Annotated in this window: 5 protein-coding genes; 2 read left to right on the forward strand and 3 right to left on the reverse strand. The window is 42.2% G+C overall.

The genetic code is table 11. From position 1 onward, the window contains the following. The first annotated feature begins 104 nt into the window (after positions 1-104). A complete protein-coding gene (locus tag ACI35L_RS17485; protein WP_049671302.1) occupies positions 105-431 on the forward strand; it encodes a hypothetical protein in 327 nt (108 codons plus the stop codon). 57 nt (positions 432-488) lie between these two features. Here the strand turns inward: ACI35L_RS17485 and ACI35L_RS17490 are convergent, their stop codons facing one another. The 3 genes from ACI35L_RS17490 to ACI35L_RS17500 all read right to left on the reverse strand — a co-directional run bounded on the left by ACI35L_RS17490 (position 489) and on the right by ACI35L_RS17500 (position 1,920). Beyond that, a complete protein-coding gene (locus ACI35L_RS17490; protein WP_082197132.1) occupies positions 489-926 on the reverse strand; it encodes a GNAT family N-acetyltransferase in 438 nt (145 codons plus the stop codon). A gap of 128 nt (positions 927-1,054) precedes the next feature. Next, positions 1,055-1,465 (reverse strand): DUF3021 domain-containing protein, encoded by a 411-nt coding sequence (locus ACI35L_RS17495; RefSeq protein ID WP_049671303.1) that lies wholly within the window; start codon positions 1,463-1,465, stop codon positions 1,055-1,057. Next, entirely contained in the window at positions 1,462-1,920 is a 459-nt protein-coding gene (locus tag ACI35L_RS17500; RefSeq protein ID WP_439803442.1) for a LytTR family DNA-binding domain-containing protein, read from the reverse strand. Before ACI35L_RS17500 ends, ACI35L_RS17495 begins: the two co-directional genes overlap by 4 nt. Positions 1,921-2,265: 345 nt before the next feature. Here ACI35L_RS17500 and ACI35L_RS17505 point away from each other — a divergent pair. After that, a partial coding sequence (locus ACI35L_RS17505) for a DUF6359 domain-containing protein (protein WP_439803443.1) occupies positions 2,266-4,628 on the forward strand: 2,363 nt, incomplete at its 3' end.

Consider the following 4,628-nt stretch of genomic DNA (forward strand, 5'->3'; position numbering starts at 1 on the left):
CTCATGATTATCACCCAAAAGAGCCCCGCAGCATAGGTATATGAATGAACGGAATAAATCGATGGTTCCAAACAGGACAAATCAAGTAAAGGAGTCACATGAGCATGAATCTTGAGCAAAGACAGCAATATCCGCCTATTAATACACAGGTATTTGTGAATTCCGCCAATTTATCTAAGGAAATGATTAGTGATCTTTATACCATCACCAATCAAGTCGAGAGCAATCCGACCTTTGCCCGCCAATTAATGGAGGCTGCCCAGCGAGGACAAAGGAATCAAGTCATCGCACTGATTAACAGCCTCCCTCTTACCCACCGGCCTGAGGTTACCTTCTCACCAGGGGCAATTGTCGTCCGCATTCTCCCTGCAAATCCTTCTAATAGCAGTGCCAATCTGACTTTGACCATGATATGGAAGCAGTCCTTTTGACAGGCCGGACATAAAAAAACAATCGGCGAAATGGGGCCGATTGTCTACATAGGATATTTACAATTCTTTCCTGAAGGAATAACTCCATTTATCATAATCTAGCTTCTCTTCATAAAACCGGTGGGCATCTGTTCGTGGCAGGGCTGATTCAAGTGCAACATACTTCGCACCATTTTCTCTCGCCCAATCATGGATAAAAGCGAGAAGCTTCTCTCCAATGCCCTGGGAGCGTTCCTCTTCGTTTGTTACCAAATCATGCACCATCACATGACGCTTATTATAGAAATTCACACGTACGCTTATGCCAATGACTGCAGCCATCTCTTCACCTCGATAAAAAGCGAATAAGCGATAGCCATCCTTTCTCATCTCATCCATTAATTCAAAATAGGAATGCTTATCTAGATTCGTACGCAATTGCGTGATGATTGGATAGGCCTCTTCCCATTGCTCTACTGAAATGAGCTCCATTATTGTTTCTGTCATAATCGTCATGTACTTGCCTCCTATTTCAATCCACTGAATAATTGGCCAAACAAGCTGACACACTCCTCATTATACACCGTATGAAAAATTCCGGTATGTTTTTTGTCTTTTTTTGACTATTCATAGGAATTAGGGTATTACAATCGCTTTAAATGCTCATTCAGTACCTTTTCTTGATATTTGAAATAGAGAAAGAAAATTGTCCAACTAATCAGGTAGATTGCGATAAATATCACCATTTGCTTCAATATAATTGGCATAGAGATCGGAATCCAGCCAATTGTGAAAGCAAGAAGGAAAAAAAGAGTGCTGACAGTCATAAAGTGCAGGAGCGTTTGCTGAAGCAGACTCCATTTTTTTATCTCAAAATACATCGGACTGACTGTAAAAAACCAGGCACAAATGATGACCCCAAGTGCATTCTTCAAAAATAAATCCGCATTGATGGTCTCTGCCTGGGAAAGAAGAATTCCTAAACTGATTATTAAAACATGAAGGAATCCTCCAAAAAAAACACCTATTAAGCTGCGGTAAATAAACGTCTTCATTTTGTTTTCCTCCTATTCATTCGCAATGCTCCTTTAATTGCTGGAACATAAGTCCTCGACACATATTCTTTCCTACCAGATTTAAAATGGACACAGAGAGTTCCATTGAAGGAGGCCTCAAAATGGCTTAGCTCATATAAATTGGCGATAGCCGATTTTGACAGACGGATAAAGCGATTCGCTGGAAGCATCTCTTCAAGCTCATACAGTTTTTCACGAATCATGAAAGATTCTTCCTTTGTCACAGCTTCCACATGGTCTTTCTCAGAATGAAAAAGATGAATATCTGTAACATGCAGGATATGCTGCCGTTCCCCCTTCCTGCCTATCAAGAATGGATGTTCCCTTTCTTGCACAGCGTTAATGACTCCTTGCACCTCTTCATCTAAATGAGGTGCCTCAATGATCACTTTCTTTTCCTTAAATCCCCTATCAATATTTAAGATAAGTCTCATCCCCTCAAACACCCTTCCAATATCACCTATGTTTTTCCTCTATACCAATAATAAGGAAGTTTTTATGTAATGTCATACCTCTATCGATAAACCGCAGGATTTGTTCCCTATCTTGCCAAATACGGTCCATAAGCTGCACTTTTAAGGCTTATTCCGATTCCTTTGCACTAAGCACTCATAAACATGGTCTTTATTCTCTATGTAAACCAGACAAGACGACTAGTTCTTTCTGCCTGCATCACTGCCATTTATCAGTCAAAAGATGATACTTCCCACACTATCTAGCCTTCTACGTATTTTGTAGTATATGGATGAACTGACAAAAATGATAAAGGAGCGTGTCACATGCTGACGTTTTTCAAAAGACGTTTTTTCATGCCAAGTTTACTCTTTTTCTTCCTTTTTTCGATTCTAATTCCAAGCACAGTTTCTCATGCAGCAGCCCCTATTTCAGTTGCTGAAGCGATTGCCAATAATTCTGGCTCTGCGACCGTTGAAGGGTATATCGTCGCTCATACAACCGGGAATAACAGCTATGATTTCGAGGCGCCATTTGGCAACGATTTCAATTTCGCCCTTGCTGATACACCAAATGAAAAGGACAAATCTAAGCTGATGCCTGTTCAACTGCCAGCAAACTTCCGTGCCGAATTCGGCCTGCAGACAAACCCGACAAAAATTGGAAGCAAAGTTCAAGTCACAGGTTCCCTTGAAGCCTATTTCACCGTACCTGGTTTAAAAAACCCAACGGCACTTACGTTAGTTGATGAATCAGACCCTGCACCAAAAGCGGCTGAACCTGTCAGCTCCGTCCCTTCAGGTGCCGTCACATCCGGTACAACGATCACGCTAACATCAGACACGGAGAACGGCGCGATTTATTATACGACAGATGGCACTGTGCCAACTATAGATAGTACACGCTATTCCGGTCCTATCGAAATCACGAAGGATACAACCATTAAAGCTGTTGTGATTGCTGATGGATTTAAGGATAGCGATATCGCAACATTTACGTACTACATTGCCATAAACGGCTTAGAAATACATGACATCCAAGGAGCAGCCCACTACTCTCCCTATGAGAATCAATATGTTGCTAATGTAGAGGGAGTTGTCACATATGTGGCTGATGCCAGTAATGTCTATATCCAGTCACTAAAGCCTGATAACGACCCGGCCACATCAGAAGGAATTCTTGTTTATAAACGAAATCACGGCCTATCTGCCGGAGATACGGTAAAAGTAAGCGGACAGGTGAAGGAATGGGTGTTGGAAGGATATTCAGAAAAATTAAAGACAGACCTTCCTGTCACCGAAATTAACGCTACTTCCATAACGGTCACAGCTACAGGACAAGCCCTGCCAAAGCCGGTTGAAATCAGCCCGCTTAAAGGACAACCGACAAAAATCATTGACAATGATCAATTCACAAAGTTTGATCCAAGGCAGGACGGTATTGATTATTATGAAAGCCTGGAGGGCATGCTCGTCAAGGTTGCAAAACCGAAGGTAATTGCTCCACAGGATTATGGCGAATTATATGTTGTCTCCAAGTACACGCCGGTCAACACTTTGGCTAAAGGTCTGAGAATTAAGGAGGATGACTTTAATCCAGAACGGCTAATTATTGATATCGATGATTCCAGCTTCGTGGCAAAAACCGGTGATTCCTTTACTGGCGATATTACAGGGGTCGTCAGCTATGGATTCAGCAACTACCGAATCTTCGCTGATCATGAAACTCTGCCTGATTTAAAAGAAGGAAAACTAAAGCAGGAAAAGACGAAATTGAAGCAGCATGCGAAGAAGTTAACCGTTGCCTCCTATAACGTCGAGAACTTCTCGCCGAAAACAAGTATGGAGAAAACGACAAAGCTGGCCAAGGCTATTGCAGAAAACTTAAATCAGCCCGATATTATTGGACTGACAGAAATTCAGGACAATGACGGTGCCACAAACAGCGGAAATACAGATGCCAGCATGAGCTACCAGGTACTGATTGATCAGATTAAGGAACTTGGCGGTCCAACTTATGCCTATACCGATATCGCTCCAAATAATAACGAGGACGGCGGTGCTCCTGGTGCCAATATCCGTGTTGGTTTCCTCTATAATCCAGAGCGTGTATCCCTTGTCGATGCGCCAAAAGGAACAGCAAATGAAGCAGTCGGTTATGAGAACGGAAAACTCACCTTGAATCCTGGACGCATAGAGCCGAATAACGCTGCATTTAAGAGCAGCCGTAAACCGCTGGCCGCACAGTTTTCCTTTAATGGGGATAAGGTGGTCGTGATTGCCAATCATTTCAATTCTAAAGGGGGAGACTTACCGTTATTCGGTAAGACACAGCCTGCCGTCCTATCAAGTGAAGAACAGCGTGTCAAAATAGCAGCGATCGTCAACCAATTCATAAAGGATATACAATCAAAGGATCGAAATGCTAATATTATCGCCCTTGGGGATATGAATGACTTTGAATTCACCCAAACACTCAAAACCCTTAAAGGCAAGGAAATGACAAATATGATTGACCTTATCCCTTCCGTTGACCGTTACACGTATGCATACCAAGGGAATTTACAAGTGCTCGATCACATTCTAGTCTCAAAAAACCTTTCTTTACGAACAGCAGTTGATATTGTCCATATTAATGCGGCTTTTATGGAAGAGCATGGACGTGCAAGTGATCATGACCCCGTTTTAAT

The organism is Pradoshia sp. (assembly GCF_051873915.1).
In the GTDB taxonomy this organism is placed as follows: Bacteria; Bacillota; Bacilli; order Bacillales; family Pradoshiaceae; genus Pradoshia.